At 61.9% G+C, this 15,179-nt stretch carries 13 protein-coding genes and 1 tRNA gene; 4 read left to right on the top strand and 10 right to left on the bottom strand.

Annotated features, from left to right (window positions below; all coding sequences use genetic code 11):
• Positions 1–662: 662 nt before the first annotated feature.
• On the bottom strand, positions 663–1,031 hold the full coding sequence (locus tag QMX89_RS18550; protein WP_049862506.1) for a c-type cytochrome: 369 nt from the start codon (positions 1,029–1,031) through the stop codon (positions 663–665).
• Between the two features lie 125 nt (positions 1,032–1,156).
• On the opposite strand from QMX89_RS18550, the gene ampC reads away from it, so the two are divergent.
• Positions 1,157–2,305: a class C beta-lactamase gene (ampC, locus tag QMX89_RS18545; RefSeq protein ID WP_282349327.1), complete on the top strand. Its 1,149-nt coding sequence runs from the start codon at positions 1,157–1,159 to the stop codon at positions 2,303–2,305.
• Between the two features lie 71 nt (positions 2,306–2,376).
• Positions 2,377–2,937, top strand: coding sequence for a hypothetical protein (locus QMX89_RS18540; RefSeq protein ID WP_282349325.1), 561 nt, complete (start codon positions 2,377–2,379; stop codon positions 2,935–2,937).
• A gap of 244 nt (positions 2,938–3,181) precedes the next feature.
• Here the strand turns inward: QMX89_RS18540 and QMX89_RS18535 are convergent, their stop codons facing one another.
• The 8 genes from QMX89_RS18535 to QMX89_RS18500 all read right to left on the bottom strand — a co-directional run bounded on the left by QMX89_RS18535 (position 3,182) and on the right by QMX89_RS18500 (position 11,922).
• Complete coding sequence (locus tag QMX89_RS18535; protein ID WP_282349324.1) at positions 3,182–4,474, bottom strand: ATP-binding protein; 1,293 nt, start codon at positions 4,472–4,474, stop codon at positions 3,182–3,184.
• A 145-nt stretch (positions 4,475–4,619) separates the two neighbouring features.
• Positions 4,620–4,696, bottom strand: a tRNA-Val gene (locus tag QMX89_RS18530).
• A 104-nt stretch (positions 4,697–4,800) separates the two neighbouring features.
• The gene (locus QMX89_RS18525; protein WP_049862503.1) at positions 4,801–5,469 is read right to left on the bottom strand and encodes a UPF0149 family protein; all 669 of its coding nucleotides are present in this window, start codon (positions 5,467–5,469) and stop codon (positions 4,801–4,803) included.
• A 79-nt stretch (positions 5,470–5,548) separates the two neighbouring features.
• Positions 5,549–6,535 (bottom strand): asparaginase, encoded by a 987-nt coding sequence (locus tag QMX89_RS18520; protein WP_049862502.1) that lies wholly within the window; start codon positions 6,533–6,535, stop codon positions 5,549–5,551.
• Positions 6,536–6,548: 13 nt separating this feature from the next.
• Positions 6,549–7,739 carry a hypothetical protein gene (locus tag QMX89_RS18515; protein ID WP_282349320.1) on the bottom strand — a complete coding sequence of 397 codons (1,191 nt, stop codon included), beginning with the start codon at positions 7,737–7,739 and terminating at the stop codon, positions 6,549–6,551.
• 12 nt (positions 7,740–7,751) lie between these two features.
• A complete protein-coding gene (locus QMX89_RS18510) occupies positions 7,752–8,645 on the bottom strand; it encodes a nitrilase family protein (RefSeq protein ID WP_049862500.1) in 894 nt (297 codons plus the stop codon).
• Between the two features lie 146 nt (positions 8,646–8,791).
• Positions 8,792–10,732: an FAD-dependent oxidoreductase gene (locus tag QMX89_RS18505; RefSeq protein ID WP_282349319.1), complete on the bottom strand. Its 1,941-nt coding sequence runs from the start codon at positions 10,730–10,732 to the stop codon at positions 8,792–8,794.
• Positions 10,733–10,938: 206 nt separating this feature from the next.
• A complete protein-coding gene (locus QMX89_RS18500; protein ID WP_282349318.1) occupies positions 10,939–11,922 on the bottom strand; it encodes a 2-hydroxyacid dehydrogenase in 984 nt (327 codons plus the stop codon).
• Between the two features lie 199 nt (positions 11,923–12,121).
• Here QMX89_RS18500 and QMX89_RS18495 point away from each other — a divergent pair, with 199 nt between their 5' ends.
• Together QMX89_RS18495 and QMX89_RS18490 are read left to right on the top strand one after the other, a co-directional pair.
• Entirely contained in the window at positions 12,122–13,003 is an 882-nt protein-coding gene (locus tag QMX89_RS18495) for an alpha/beta fold hydrolase (protein WP_049862497.1), read from the top strand.
• A gap of 104 nt (positions 13,004–13,107) precedes the next feature.
• Complete coding sequence (locus QMX89_RS18490) at positions 13,108–14,019, top strand: formate/nitrite transporter family protein (RefSeq protein WP_282349316.1); 912 nt, start codon at positions 13,108–13,110, stop codon at positions 14,017–14,019.
• 12 nt (positions 14,020–14,031) lie between these two features.
• On the opposite strand, the gene QMX89_RS18485 is transcribed toward QMX89_RS18490, so the two are convergent.
• Positions 14,032–15,111 carry an MBL fold metallo-hydrolase gene (locus QMX89_RS18485; protein ID WP_282349314.1) on the bottom strand — a complete coding sequence of 360 codons (1,080 nt, stop codon included), beginning with the start codon at positions 15,109–15,111 and terminating at the stop codon, positions 14,032–14,034.
• Positions 15,112–15,179: the final 68 nt, after the last annotated feature.

Raw genomic sequence — 15,179 nt, 5'->3', positions numbered from 1 at the left:
TTGTGATGCTGATAATCTTGTTGACTAACAGTCTTAACTCACAAGCACCCACACGAATTGCTTGATTCAATTGTTAAAGAGCGGTGGGTTGATTCTTTCGTCTCAACCGAGGCGCGCATTCTACGCTAGCCTCACATTCTGTCAAGCGTTTATTTTGAAGTTTTTTGAGAATCTCGAACAACTTCAACCGCTTGCGCTTTCGATTGCTCGTCAGCGGGAGGCGCATATTACAAGATTTTGCAGGGGAGTCAACGGCCCTCGGGAAGTTTTTTACGACTGTGGATCAATTGATCATTTGAGCATTTGGCGCCTCAAGGCCCTGGCGGGACCAGCTCGCACTCAGGTCGACTCGACTCCAACTGGCACAGGTGCTGCCGCCTTGGGTCGCCCATGGGCAGTTCACGGTACGCGGCCGGCCCCTTGCGCCAGGGATCCGGCGTATTCATTCCATTGTGCGGGTACTGCCCGCTCGGTGCACAGGCCACAAGACACAACGTTGCCACCCCGATCAATACTGTCACCTTCGCCATTCAGTCCTCCGTGATGGAAGCGCTCAATGATACGAAGACGGGCCAGGCTGCCAAGGGTGGGGTTTCATACTCATCTGTAGGATGCCGCCTAAATGTCAGTCCCCTGCGCAATCCCACCGCGTGGTACCTGTCCTACGGATTACTCTTGAGGTACTCGAGCAGGTCAGCCATTTTTTGGTCGTTGCCGAACCACCACAGGCGCATCTTGGTGCCGGGCACCACATCGCTGGGTGCCTCGACGAAGGCTGCGATCTTCTCGGGAGTCCAGACAATGCCCGAGTTCTTCATTTCGGCTGAATAGCTGTAGTCGTTCGTGCTTCCCGCGGGACGGCCGATCACTCCGTTGAGTTGCGGGCCGAAGGCGGCCTGGGCTCCTCGGCCAACCTTGTGGCAGCCACCACAGTTCTTTTCGAATGTGGCCCGACCGGCCACAGCGTCGCCTGCGGCGTGGGCGTACAACGGAGCCAGCAGTGCCAGAAGCATGCAGGTTGTTGATTTCATGATTCCTCGCGGCGTTTTCACAGACGCCCCATCATAGCGGCTGGCACGGGAAAGCGAGATGCCGGGATAATAGAGCATCTAGACAGAGACAATCAGTACCGATCAAAACGACAAAGGAGTCATTCATGGGCAGATCCCGCACACTCATGACCGTTGGATGCCTGGTGGCATTCGCGACGGCGTGGACGGGGACAAGCGTCCAGGCTGCCCCATCCGCAGTCGAAACCCTGGTCAAGGCTCGGGCCGAGTCCCTGATGAGTCAGTACAACATCGCCGGCATGGCGATCGCGGTGACCGATGGGCGTCAACAGATGTTCTTCAACTATGGACTGGCTTCACGAGAGGCACGGACACCTGTCACTGCAGACACACTGTTCGAGCTGGGTTCGATCAGCAAGACCTTCACTGCCGCCTTGGCCGCCTATGCGCAGGTCAATGGCAAGCTGTCATTGAGCGATCATCCTGGCCAATATCTGCCAGCGTTGCGCGGCACACCGCTGGATCAGGTGACGCTGGCGGATCTGGGCACTCACAGTGCTGGCGGATTCCCTTTGCAACTGCCGGATGACATCCAGAACGATGCGCAACTGACGACGTACTTTCGCGACTGGCGACCCAGCTATGCGCCGGGTACCCAGCGCAGCTATGCGAACCCCAGCATCGGCCTGCTCGGACTGATCGCTGCCAAAAGCATGGATGTTTCCTTCGCCCAGGCCGTGCACGACACACTGCTTCCGGCCCTGGGCCTTGCCCATACCTATCTGGATGTACCCGCCGACCAGTTGCCGTTGTATGCGCAGGGTTACGACAAGCAAGATCAGCCCGTACGGCTGAATCCTGCGGTACTGGCCGATGAGGCCTATGGTTTCAAGTCCAGTGCCCGAGACATGCTTCACTACCTGCAGGCACAGATGGGTACGGTGACGGTTCCGGCGAAACTTCGTGAAGCGCTGAAGGCCACGCAGCAGGGCTACTTCAGGGTAGGCGGCATGACGCAGGGACTGATCTGGGAACAATACGGCTATCCAGTCGCTCTCGACACCCTGGTGCAAGGCAACTCCAACGCAGTGGCCCTGGAAACCCAGCCTACCAATCCGCTGCAGCCGCTGGGCGAGGTATGGATCAACAAGACGGGAGCCACCAACGGGTTTGGCGGGTATGTGGCGTTCGTACCGTCGAAGGGAATCGGGGTGGTCGTGTTGGCTAACAAGAATTATCCGAACGAAGCGCGGGTAAGGTTCGCGCACGAGCTGGTGCAGGCACTGGATAAGTGAGGTTCGCGCGCGTTCTCAAGCCAAAGGGTCTGGAGTAGGATCCCACTCCTGACCCTATTGGAGTTTCGTCAATGCGCCGCACCTGCCTGTTTCTCGCTTTAACGCTGGGCCTGGCCAATGTGGCCTGGGCCGCCAAGCCGGCACCGAGCGCGCCGAAGACACAGACCGTCAAGACGCTTGATGGCAAATTCATGTTTACCCTGCCAGCTGGCTATACCGTCAACCCACTGCCCCCCGCGGATCCGAAAAGCGATGCGGCGGGCGCCAAGGGGATGATGTACATGAATGACAATGAGAAACGTGTGGTGGTGACCACCGAACTGCCCATTCCCAAAGGCGGGCATGCCGCCGACAACGACGATGAATTCCTGACCGGCGCCACTGCCGGCTTCATCGACCAGCAGGCAAGAGCACTGCCTGATTTCAAGAAAACGGCCGAGAAGCGCATCACCTTGCGCAAGCTGGGCGTGGAGCAGATAGACAGCACCGCGACCATGGGGGGCGGTGCAACCATGACCACCACTTTCGTTGCAGGGTCGGGACAGACCATGTCGGTCGTCCAGGTGATTTCCCGTGCCAGCGATGCGAGTGGTCACGCAGCCATGGTCAAGCGGATCGTGGCGGGCAAGTAACCTGATCTGCCTATCGCGGCAGACAGGTCCTGCCGCGATGGCGGAGAAAAACTGCGCCCAACAAAAAACCCGCCGAAGCGGGTTTTTTGTCTAGCCATTCCAACATCCTGTTAGCAGCTTCCTTGCAATGGCCGGTCGTCCATGACCCTGAGTCGTATCCTTCGTCCCAGTTAGTGAAGCTAGAATACTGCTGTGGTGAAGGTCGCAATAGAGGCGATTGTAGCCACTGCGTGTAAGCCATTGGCTATACCGCATCGATGCATCGCAGCCAAAGGGTAACCGTGGTGCCCTCGCCGGCCCGGCTTTCAATCCGAGCGATACCCTCGGCGCTCAACGCAAACCCATAGACCTGCGACAAGCCCAGTCCTGTGCCCTGCCCTGAGGCCTTGGTGGTATAGAAGGGTTCGAAAACCTGGGCCAGTACGTCTTCAGGGATGCCTGGTCCGTCGTCGGCAACGCTCAGGCAAAGGTAGTCACCATCGGTCAGCTGCGCGTCGCCGCGGACCGCTCGCAGACAGGTTGCAACTCGAATCTGTCCGGCACCGCGCAGGGCATCGCGGGCATTCACCAGCAGGTTGAGCAAGGCGGCGTCCAGTTGATGGGCGTCGCACATCACTGCCTGGGCGGGCGCCTGCAGATCCAGCAGCACCTGGGTAGTGGCGCCCAGCGCGCGGCCGAACAGATCGCTGTTGTGCTCGATCCGCTCGTCGAGCCTCACCGCGTGCACGCTGGGCTCTTCGCGACGGGCAAACGCGAGCAGGTGGTGGATCAGTTGGGCGCCCTGCCGCACGGCCTGCAAACCGATCTCTGTGAGGCGCTCGACTTCCAGGGGCTTGCGTGCCTTGAGACGGGTCATTTGCAGGCTGGCACTGACCGCTTGCAGCAGATTGTTGAAGTCGTGGGCGATGCCGGCGGTGAGCTGACCCAGCGAGGATATGCGTTGGGCATGCCGCAAGGTCGACAGGGTTTGCTGGTGCTCACCCAGCACATTGTCCAGCTGACGGGACAGGGCAAGGGTTTGTTTCTCGCGCTCTTCGTTGAGCAGGCGCAGTTCCAGTTGTGCTGCGGTCTGCCTGGCCAAGGCCTGCAGGGCATTGCACTGCGACACCTCCAGCGTGCGCGGCACGGTGTCGATAACGCACACGGTGCCCAGTGCCGAGCCCTGGCGCGTGATGATCGGCGCGCCGGCATAGAAACGAATGTAGGGCGGGCCCAAGACGAGCGGGCTCTCCTTGAAGCGCGGGTCGAGATGGGTGTCCGGCACTATCATCACGGCATCAGGCGCCAGAATGGCATGGGCGCAGAACGCCAGGTCGCGGTGAGTCTGGGAAACGTCGAGCCCTACACAGGCCTTGAACCACTGACGTTCGCGGTCCACCAGCGACACCAGGCCAATGGGCGTGCCGCAAAGGTGTGTCGCTAGGTGGACGATATCGTCGAAACCAGGCTCAGGGGGGCTGTCCAGCACACTCAGATGCTCGAGCGCAGCCAAGCGTTCGGACTCGTCGATAGGCGATGGAGCCGGGCTGTGAGTCATGCAATGGGCCAAGTCGAAGAAATGATCGGAATAATGCGCGCCACGGGCCACTGGGGGCAAGTGCGTGCAAGCCTATTGCGCGTAAACGAAAAAGGGCGACCCTTTCGGATCGCCCTTCTGCACCGCCCAGCAGAGCGGATTTGTTTGGTAGGCGCGATTGGACTCGAACCAACGACCCCCACCATGTCAAGGTGGTGCTCTAACCAACTGAGCTACGTGCCTGCTGTGGCGCGCAATTCTACGGATTGACGCGCCGCTGTCAACGGCAATTTGCCTCCAATGGTAAAAAAATCACCCACTTGCAATCGGTGCGCAGTGTTCGATCCTCAATGCAGGCAGCACTGCTTGAATTTCTTGCCACTGCCGCACGGGCAGGGATCGTTGCGCCCGGCTTTGGTTTCGGCGATGACCGGGGTGTTGCTCGGACGACGCTCGAACCAATACTGGTGCAGACGGATCGCGGCCATCTGGATCATTTCCATGGCTTCTTCGGCATCCAGCTCTTCGCCCGAACCGTCGCGTTTGAGCAGGTCGACGCCCTGTGTGTGCAAGGTGATCAGCGCGAGCAGGTCTTGTTCCTGGTCGGGCATATCAAGCCAGCTGCCGCCCACCACGACACCGCGCTCGTAGCCGTAGCACCAGTCCTCGACGCTGACGACTTCCTCATCGTCGAACAGATTGAAGATCGGCGCGAAGTTTTCGAAGTCTTCCTCCAGCAGCATGGCCAGTTGGTTCATGTGCTGGATGAGCAGATCGAAGAATTTCTGGAACTGCTTGTCGTCCTTGAAGACCGGCAGTTGGTCGGGACCACCCCACAGCGCTGCGTACCAGTCGTCGAAGGCGATCGCCTGTGGACCTGAAACGATGGCCGCAAAGAAACCGTCGAGCTCGGAAATGCTGCCGACCGATGTTTCGCTGGCGTATTGCCCCAGCACCTCTTCCACGTAATCCAGTTGTTCGTCGGTCAGCGCGTCGTTGCTGATGTTGTAGGCCATGGTCTGCTCGATCGGGTCATCAAAAGAATGCTCGCATTGTAGCCGCCAGCGTCGACGATGTCCCCGGATCTGCCGCGGCCTAGTCGCCCAAGTGAGCGAGGTAGGCTTGCAGGGCGCCCTGCTGGCCGCTGCCGAGCAGGGTCCAAAGCAGGATCCTGCACTTGCGTGGGCAGAGAAAGCTGCCCATGACTGCACCCTTGGCTTGCAGATCGATTTCGCCGCCGACAAAGCCGTAGCTGCCACTGGCGGTGGGACCCTGGCCGGTGCGGGTAGCGACTATCACCGGCAGGTGCTGGGCAATGGCCTGCAAGCAGGTGGCCCAGCGCTGCGAAACATGACCAGCGCCAAAGCCGGCAATGACCAGGCCTTGATACCCGACGTCGACGACCCTGTCGAGCAAGAGGGTGTCTGCATCCAACGCTGCTTCCAGAAGCAACACGCTGTGATCGGTTCGAGTGGGATACGGCACACAGTGGCGAGCCGGGGGTGGAGCGGCGTAATGCACCTGGTTTTCGACCATCAGTCCAACCGGGCCGAAGGGCGACGAGGCGAAGGCATCCATTGCCAAGGCGGCGACCTTGCGTACTCGCGATGCGGCGTGCACTTGATCGTTGATCACCACCAGCACGCCACGACCACGACTGCGTTCAGCCAGCGCCACTTGCCCTGCGGCGAGGAGGTTGGCCGGGCCGTCGGCACCGCAATGGGATGCCGCGCGCATGGCGCCGGTCAGGACCAGGGGCTCGTCCAGATCCCAGAGCAGGTCGAGAAAGAATGCGGCCTCCTCCAAGGTGTCGGTACCCTGGCTGATGACCACGCCCACCGAACCGGCGGCGATGCAGCCGCGTGCCCAATCCAGGGCATCGAGCAACGCCTGGAAGCTCAGGGAGGCGCTGGGCAACAGGTTCAGCGTGTGCACCTGAACCTCGGCCAGAGACGTGAGTTGCGGCAGCAGATCCACCATGCCCTGCCCGCTCAGGCTGGGCTGAACACCTGCACCAGTGGGCTGGGCCTGCATGCTGATGGTGCCGCCCAGGGCACCTACGGACAGTTTGGGTAGAGCCATGGGCGGTTCTCCGTCAAAGGTTGGGACTGCCGATGATCAGGCCGATCAGTGGCAGGATAAGCAAGGTGCTGATGGCCATGGACAGCACGTTACCGATGTAGCCATGCATATAGGACGGTAACCGCTGACTGATGGCGACGGCCAGTGGCGGCGCCAGCAATGCGCCCAGTGCGGCACTGAGGATGATCACCGGCAGGCTGCCACCATGGACCAGAATCGCGGCGGGGGCTACCGAGACCACGGGTATGTAGGTCGGGTACCAGCCGCGGGCTATCCATTGATGACGCCAGATGAGCACGCCCAGTGCCGAGGCGAGGGTTTGCGCCGCCAACAACTGCAACAGCCAGCCGGAACCGTAGAACGGGCTGGCCGGATTGAGCATCAGGGCCAGCAGCGCGCCCAGCACCAACCCCAGGCTGGCCCACTCGTTGCCGAAGAACGGCGCCTCGGAGAAGTCGGCAAGGATGCGCCGCAAGGTCCAGCGCACCCCGTAGTCCGGGGTCGCGGCCACCACCGGTGGCGCTGTCGAGGGCGTCGCATCGGGCTTCACCAGGGCCGGGAAGCGTTTGCACAGCAGGAAGCCGATGACGCTGCCCACTGCCATGCCCGTGACATTGCCGATCACCACCGGCAAGGCCAGCGGGGTGCACACGTACTTGACGATCAACAGGCAGGCTGGCGTGATCAGCACGGCGCCCATGACAGCTCCAGTGAGCGCCACACGCCAGCCACGGCCGAACAGCAGTACGGTGGCCGCCGGCATGGAAACGAAGGCGACGAAGGTTGGCTGCCAGGTATCGGCCGACAGCGTCCAGCCCCAGAGCAGGTTGCCCAGGCCCAGACCCAGCAGCGAACTGGTCACCACCCATGGCCACAGGCCGGTGCCGTAGCAGATTGCGAAACCCTGCCAGCGTTTGCCGGTGCGATTGGCCCACCAGCCCAGCCCGGCGCCGACGAGCAGGCCGATGGAGGCGAACTCGTGTTTGTAGAACGCCACTTCGCTGATATCACCGACTATCCAGCGCCACCAGGCCGCCGGATGGTGGAGGTTAGCCATCATGTCGCCATAGCCGGGCCACAGCGCATCGACAGCCAGCAGCTTGCCGCTGATCACGGTCAGCGTGACCGCCAGTGACAGCAACAGCAAACCTGTCAGGGTCCCGCTGGATGCGCGCGTTGGTGTGTCGTGCAGAGAGGTGTCCATGGGCATCCCTCCTCAGCGCGGCAGCGCGGCATGGCGGTCGTAGCCCAGCATCGAGCCGTACAGGTCGACCCGACGGTCGCGTGGCAGGTCGTTGAGGCTGTTCCAGATCGGTGCGCTGCGTGCCGAGACCAGGTCGATGTCGGCAAAGAGGATAGTTTCCTCTTCGGCGCCGGCCACTTCGCTGAGCGGCCAACCGTTGGTGCCGGCTATCAACGAGCAGCCGAGGAAGCGATCGCCGCGGTCGGTGCCGATGCGGTTGGCGGCGGCGATGAAGGTGTTGTTGACGTGGGCGGCAGTGATGGTCAGGTAAGACGCCATGCATTTGCCGGTTTCATCGAACAGCGGCGGTGGCGTCCAGACCCAGTTGTTCAGGCTGCAGATGATGTCGGCTCCTTGCAGGCTGAGTAGACGTGGTACTTCCGGGAACCAGACGTCCCAGCAGATCATCAGGCCGATGCGCCCGATGGGCGTCTCGAACACTGGAAAGCCGAGGTCACCGGGACTGAACCAGAGCTTTTCCAGGTTCCACAGATGCGCCTTGCGGTACTTGCCGATGAAACCATCGGGGCCGACCAGCACGGCGCAGTCGTAGAGCTTGTGACCGTCACGCTCTGCCAGGCCGGCGGCAAGGTAGACCGAGTGTTCGCGCGCAAACTCGATCCAGGCCTGAGCACTGGGTCCTTCAGGCACTGTCTCGGCCAACGCGAACGCTTCTTCGCGGTTGCGGAAGGCGTAGCCGGTGTTGGCCAATTCGGGCAGCACGATCAACTGGGCACCTTCGGCCACGGCGCGCTGGGCCAGATGCAGGCTATGGGAGAGGTTGAACGTGCGGTGGTCGACACCGCATTGCGGATCGAACTGAACGACAGCGACCCGCACGGGGCTGATAGCGGAAGCAGAGGACATGGAGGCACCTTTTTGTTGTTTTTGGATTGCCTCCGCATAGAAACGCATTCGTCTGGGTTAAAAAACAGGACGATTCCCAAGCTGGTGTAGGAGTAATCCTGCCAACCGTACAAAGTCGTTCAATACGCCTACGGACTCGATCGGGTTCAGGACTCAGTGCCATACCGAGGGTAATGGGACAGATCGAATCCGCCGTTGAACGCTACACCTTGGTTGGCGCAGAGGTTGATCACCGCATCGACGGCCCCGCGCATGGCCGGCTCGGTCCAGCCGGCGTCGACCGAAAAGGACTCACCCGCCAGGTACAGGCCAGATCGAGCACTGTAGTCACGGTTGTAGCTCATCAGGCCGACTGCATCCTGGTAGGCCCCGGCGCGGTAGAGCTTGGCGCAGCCCAGGGCATTGCGGTCCGTGACCCAGCGCTGCACGCACGCGTTGGCGGTGTCGATGAACGGAGAAATACGTGAACCGACATTACTGCAGCGCAGCAGGATGCGGTCCAGCTCGCGAATGCACTTGTCGACCAGCTCGGCATCGCTGAAAGCCGCCAGCTTGGTCGCATCGTCCTCCCAGGTGTAGCTGAGCAGGATGCAGTCGTAGGCATAGTTGTCGTTGTAGCGGTAGGCATAGACGTCGTGCACGAAACTGTCGGTGATGAGGATCTGCGGGATGTCACAATGGGCCGACAGAAAGGTTTTCTTCAGCGGGGCGTAGACTTTGCAGCTGGTTTCCCAGTGCGCGGTCTTGTAGGCATTGATGGTGGTCTGGGGGAGCATGGCTGGGGTGAAGCCGTCCACCTGGATTCGTGTTTCGAGGATCCAGGAGGGCACCGTGACGATGACCGAATCGAACTGCTCCGTCATTTGCCGGCTGGCCAGTGCGTCGCTCTGATGCCAGCGGTAGCCCACTTCTATGCTGCCATCGCCCAGTCGGGTGAGGCGGTTCACGGGGCTGTCGGTGATCAGGCTGGCAGGCTGCTGGCGCAATCGCTCGTAAGGCGAGCGAGCGCCTTCTTCCAGAGGCATGAACATCAGGCACTCATCCAGCGCGGCCAGACCCAGGTAGCGCGGTGTGGCGAACGTCACGCCCTTGGAGTCGGTCACGGCTTGCTCGCCTTGGAAAGGAGCTGGTAGCGGGTTGCCCTGGCCATCGACGCGGCCATGCACCAGTTGCAGGTGACTGCTGAAGCCGAAGATCGCAGTGCGCAGCGGGTACAGGCTGCAGACGTCGTAGAAGGCGCCCCAACTGCCGTCGCCTATGCCGATGGCGTAGAAAATCGAAGACTCGTCGGCCGACATGCCCAGCCCGCCGAAGTCTCCGGGGTTGTCGGGATCCCAGGCGATGATGGCGGCAGAACGGACCAGCTCGCGGAATGGCACATGCTGGTAGCGCGTGACGATGGCAGACCACAGGGTCGGCCATGCTTGGCTGCCGAACACGGCGGCGACCTGCGTTGCCATCCGCTCGGCGAACAGCTTCCATTTCTGGTAGACGGCCTGCAACGCGGCGGTGGGCGGTGGCGTGCTGCCCTCTGGATTGTTCCAGACCAGCAACCGGGGTTCGCCCTCCCCTGCCAGTTGGCCTTCGCGCAGATAAATACCGGTGGAGCGCACGAAGGGCGTGCCGGGATTCGGGAAGTCTGAGGTTTTGAGGTCGTACAGCCCAGCGTAGTACGCCATCAATGAGCGGCCTTGGGCGGGCGCCTCGCCACTGCGATTGAAAAAGGGCATGCGCATCGCGCCCATTTCGAAAGGCGTGGAAGGCGCTGTGGATTGCGGACCGTCCGGGTGCACGGTCAGATGACGTCCGCCGAGACGGCGCGACTGCTCGATCAAGGTGATGCGTTCGAAGCCGCAGCGCAGCAACTCACGGGCTACCACCAGGCCTGCGACGCCCGCGCCAATGATGCAGATGCGGTGTTGTGCGTTACCGCCGCGAGCAATGCCGCCGGTTTGCTCGAGCAGACGACGGTAGTCGAAACACAGATCCGGAGGGTTGGGAAAACGAGCGGCCCAAGGCAGGCTGGCGGCGGTTTGCAAGGTGGCCGCGATGTCGGCGGGATGGTTGTGGGATGAGCCAATGGTCATAAACGACAGTCCTTGTCGGTCAGCTTGAGGAGGCGTCAGTGTGCGAAGCCGTGGTGCGTCCAGGCAGAGGGATTGGGGGGCTGCGGTGTAGGAAGGATTTGGGGCGTATGTGGGAAGCAGGTGCGGTGGTTCAGGGAGGTTGCGGTGTGGCCGGACGCGGCTCGCGCCGCTGCTACAGGGGGCCGGGTGTGTCGCCGCGTCGGGTGTTAGACGGGACGGGGGTTTGTAACGACGTTCTGGAGGGGCTGGCCTTGGTGCAGCCGGTTGATGTTGGCGGCGATGAAGGCGTAGCGGCGTTCGAAGAGGCCCTGGGTCCAGCCGGAGGCGTGGGGCGTGCAGTAGGCATTGGACAGGTCTTCGAAGCGGTGGTGAGCGGGTGCGACCGGGTCGGTGTCGCCGCTGGGGTAGCGGTACCAGACATCCAGGTAGGCCTTGGCGATGAGGTGGTCGCGCAGCGCGTGGTACAACGCATCCTCATCGACCACGGCGGCGCGGGCGATGTTGATCAGTACGGCATCAGGGCGCATCGCAGCGAATTGGGCGACCGCGAAGGAACCGCGGGTACGCTCGTCCAGCGGGCAGGTCAGGATGACGAAATCGGCACGGGGCAGCACCTGGTCAAGTTCGGCGGGTGTGTACGCTTCATCCATGGGGCCGTCCACTCGTCCACCTTCGGCGCGTGCGGAAATGGCGATGACATGCAGGCCGAATGCCTGGGCTCGGCTGGCAACGGCGTGGCCGATGCGGCCGAAGCCGACGATGACCACGGTCTTGCCGAACAGCTCGCCGCGAGGTTGGCGTTTCAGGTAGGCGTGCGTCCATTGCTCGGTACTGAAGCGAGCTCGCAGGGCCGCCAGTTCGACCTGATGTTCGAGCATGCAGGCCAAGGCGTATTCGGCCATGGGAATTTCATGCTCGAACACATTGCAGACGGTTGCGCCAACGGGCAGCGCGGTGAAATCGATGCCATCCAGCCCGGCACCGGGCACGTGCAGCAAACGAAAGGCCGGAGCCGGGCTACGCCGCTGGAAACGCATCGAGACCACGACGTCGGCACCTTCGATCTGATCGTCCCAGGCGTCCGATTCGTGGGCCTCGCGGGGCAGCGCGACGAACTGCGTCGGGAAATCCAGGGCTGCGGAGAGCGCGTCGCGATGTGTTGCGGCCTCTCCTACCATCACGATTTTCATGTGTTGTCCTTTTTTATTGAAACGCCGCCTGCGACGGCGGCGCGATCATCGGTAGTCGATGGACAGTAGAAGATCGTCCTGCCGATGGCAACCGGGTGGCTGCCTACGCCAGCGCTGACACCACTTGAAACCAATTCGCGAGGGAACAGCGTCGGGCCCGTTCAGGTCCAGTGCAGAGACCCGATTGGAGTTTGCATGCATGGCAACACCTACCACCGCGCCCCGTCGCCGGCGCTGGCTTCCCTTTCTGCTGCTGGCGCTGGCGATCGGTGTCGGCCTGCCCTACGGTTGTTCGCAACTGGCCTACAAAGAGCGGCAGTTGTTGTTCAACATCGAGCCAGGCACGGCCAGCTGGTACGCAGGCTTGCCTTCGGGCGTCACCGAATTGCAGATTCCAGTGGAGAAGGCCCTGAGCAGTACCCAGTACTTGCATGCCTGGTGGTGGCCGGCGCCGCGCGCCGATGCACCGGCGGTGCTATACCTGCACGGTACACGCTGGAACCTGACCGCACAGGTGCGCCGCATCAGCCAGCTGCGCGAGCTGGGTTTCTCGGTGTTGGCCATCGATTACCGCGGATTCGGCGAAAGCCCCGGCGATCTGCCATCCGAGCGCACCGTGTACCAGGACGCCCAGGCTGCCTGGCAGCGCCTGGTGCAGTTGCAGCCCAAAGCCGAGCGACGCTTCATCTATGGTCATTCGCTGGGCGGCGCGATCGCGGTGGATCTGGCAGAGCATCTGGCCGAGGGCAGTGAGCCGAAAGCAGCCGGACTGATCGTGGAGTCGACCTTCACCGACCTGGCTGCTGCAGCAGCGGCGGTGGCCAACACTTCGCTGCCGGTGCGCTGGATCATGTCGGAGAAATTCGATTCCATCGACAAGATCGGTGATATCAAGATTCCGGTGCTGATCGTTCATGGCCTGGACGACCGTTATGTGCCGCCGCGTTTCAGCCAGGAACTGTTCGATGCCGCGGCCGAACCCAAGCGGTTGCTGCTGGTGCCCGGCGGTACGCACAACAACAGCATGACCCTGGGCAGCCAGGCGTATGCCAAGGCGCTGCGCGAGGTATTCGGCCTGTAGCCGATGTCTGGCGGGCGGTGACGCAACTTATTCAGTGCCCTGAAGGTCTGTGCTGTGGCAGCCGTGCACCCGGCACGCGCGCCACCGCATTCGCAGGAACCTCCATGGAAAAGCACGAACCCCGCCTTGATGCCCCTGAAGAAGACGGCAAGACGCCTGGCCTGTCGGCCGACGAAAAAGAAGAGGTCCATGAGAACCAGCCGCCCCGCGCGGCGGTGTTGCATGAAACCATCCGCATACAGGGCGACCATGAACTGGAACGTACCGTAGCCGCCCTGTTCTGGTCGGCCCTGGCCGCCGGCCTCACCATGGGCCTGTCGCTGATGGCCATGGGACTGTTCAACTCCCGTCTGCCCGCAGGCGAGGCCAGTAAAGTGATCGCCAGCCTGGGCTATTCGGCAGGCTTTCTTGCGGTGATCCTGGCACGCCAGCAACTGTTCACCGAGAACACCCTGACCGCCGTACTGCCGGTCATGAGCAAGCCGAGCCTGGGCAATTTCGGACGGCTGTTCAAACTGTGGGGCGTGGTGCTGGGCGGTAACCTGATGGGGACCTTGCTGGTGTCCTACGTCATGCTGCATTTGCCGATCTTCGATACCAAGACCGACGAGGCCTTTCTCGAAATTGGGCGCAAGGTCATGGAAAACGACCTGTCGCAGATGTTTTCCAAGGGCATCATCTCCGGTTGGATGATCGCCACCATGGTCTGGATGATCCCGTCGCAGGAAAGCGCTAAGATGTGGATCATCATCCTTGTCACTTACCTGATGGCGCTGGGCGATTTCACCCACATCGTGGTGGGCTCGGCAGAGGTGTCCTACCTGGTGTGGGCTGGCGAGCTGGACTGGAAGGCCTTCTGGCTCGATTTCGCGGCACCGACCCTGGCAGGCAACATCATCGGCGGCAGCTTCATCTTCGCCCTGATCGCCCATGCGCAGATCAGAAGCGAAAGCGGTCTGCCACCCAAGGATGGCGGCAAGGGCAAGTCACGCAAGGAACCCAACGCCGACGTCTGATGCCTTGACCGGTCAAGGTGTGACTGCGGAAGCCGGGGAATCGACTTGCTCCCACCAGTGCTCGCCGAGTCGAGGCTGACGCAGATCGATGCGCTCTCCCATGCGCGGCGTGCTCAACGGCACGCCCTTGGCCTGGGCCAGCGCGCTGATGCGGTCGAAGGGTTCGTGCCAGTCATGGATCGAAAGGTCGAAGGTGCCGTTGTGCACCGGCAGCAGGGTCTTGCCGCGAACATCCAGGTGCGCCTGCAGCGTTTCTTCGGGCTGCATGTGCACGTTCGGCCAGGCGACGTTGTAGGCGCCGGTTTCCATCAGGGTCAGGTCGAACGGGCCGAAACGCTCGCCGATCTGTTTGAAACCTGGGAAATAACCGGTATCGCCGCTGAAGAACAGACGAAAGTCCTTGTCGATGATCACCCACGACGCCCACAGCGTGCTGTTGCTGTCGAACAGGCTACGGCCCGAGAAATGCTGCGCGGGCGTCGCCACCAGACGCAAGCCGCCGACCTGGGTTTCTTGCCACCAGTCCAGTTGGCGAACCTTGCTGGCCGGTACGCCCCACTCGAGCAATCGGTCACCTACGCCCAAGGTGGTCAGGAAATACTCGCTCTTGCCGGCCAGCGCCTTGATCGCGTGTTCGTCCAGATGGTCGTAGTGGTCGTGGGACAGGATGACCGCCTTGATCGGCGGCAGGTCGGCAATGCTGATCGGTGGTTGGTGAAAGCGTAGAGGACCGGCCCACTGTACCGGGGAAGCGCGTTCTGAAAACACCGGATCGGTCAGCAGAAACTCGCCGCCCATCTTCAGCAGCACGGTGGAGTGCCCCAACCGCCAGAGGCTGTAGTCCGGCGCCGCCAGCAGTTGGTCGCGCGACAGTTGCTCCACCGGCAGCGGCGCCTGCGGGCGGGTGCCGGGTGGCTTGCTCAGCAGCAGGTACTTGATGCCGATGCGCAGTTTCTTCATGAAGCCGTCCTTGGGCAGGACCACCTGATTGCGATACTGGCCGTCCTCGCGCAACGAGGCGGGCAATTCTTCGGCATTGGGCGAAAACGACGTCATAAGTGCAAGCACTCCGAAAAGCAGTGGAATTTTCATGCAGCCCTCGGGTTGAAAGGTGCGTGCTACAGCATACGCTTTCGGCCTGCCGTGCGAAGTGAGAGTTC

It is taken from the genome of Pseudomonas sp. PS01301, assembly GCF_029960215.1.
GTDB lineage: Bacteria > Pseudomonadota > Gammaproteobacteria > Pseudomonadales > Pseudomonadaceae > Aquipseudomonas > Aquipseudomonas coleopterorum.
Note: the sequence above shows the minus strand (reverse complement) of the source record. Positions and strands in the feature narration are given on the sequence as shown.

Coding starts and splice junctions, on each gene's coding strand:
- QMX89_RS18550 (WP_049862506.1), bottom strand. CDS start 1,031: ATGAAATCAACAACCTGCATGCTTCTGGCACTGCTGGCTCCGTTGTAC.
- ampC (WP_282349327.1), top strand. CDS start 1,157: ATGGGCAGATCCCGCACACTCATGACCGTTGGATGCCTGGTGGCATTC.
- QMX89_RS18540 (WP_282349325.1), top strand. CDS start 2,377: ATGCGCCGCACCTGCCTGTTTCTCGCTTTAACGCTGGGCCTGGCCAAT.
- QMX89_RS18535 (WP_282349324.1), bottom strand. CDS start 4,474: ATGACTCACAGCCCGGCTCCATCGCCTATCGACGAGTCCGAACGCTTG.
- QMX89_RS18525 (WP_049862503.1), bottom strand. CDS start 5,469: ATGGCCTACAACATCAGCAACGACGCGCTGACCGACGAACAACTGGAT.
- QMX89_RS18520 (WP_049862502.1), bottom strand. CDS start 6,535: ATGGCTCTACCCAAACTGTCCGTAGGTGCCCTGGGCGGCACCATCAGC.
- QMX89_RS18515 (WP_282349320.1), bottom strand. CDS start 7,739: ATGGACACCTCTCTGCACGACACACCAACGCGCGCATCCAGCGGGACC.
- QMX89_RS18510 (WP_049862500.1), bottom strand. CDS start 8,645: ATGTCCTCTGCTTCCGCTATCAGCCCCGTGCGGGTCGCTGTCGTTCAG.
- QMX89_RS18505 (WP_282349319.1), bottom strand. CDS start 10,732: ATGACCATTGGCTCATCCCACAACCATCCCGCCGACATCGCGGCCACC.
- QMX89_RS18500 (WP_282349318.1), bottom strand. CDS start 11,922: ATGAAAATCGTGATGGTAGGAGAGGCCGCAACACATCGCGACGCGCTC.
- QMX89_RS18495 (WP_049862497.1), top strand. CDS start 12,122: ATGGCAACACCTACCACCGCGCCCCGTCGCCGGCGCTGGCTTCCCTTT.
- QMX89_RS18490 (WP_282349316.1), top strand. CDS start 13,108: ATGGAAAAGCACGAACCCCGCCTTGATGCCCCTGAAGAAGACGGCAAG.
- QMX89_RS18485 (WP_282349314.1), bottom strand. CDS start 15,111: ATGAAAATTCCACTGCTTTTCGGAGTGCTTGCACTTATGACGTCGTTT.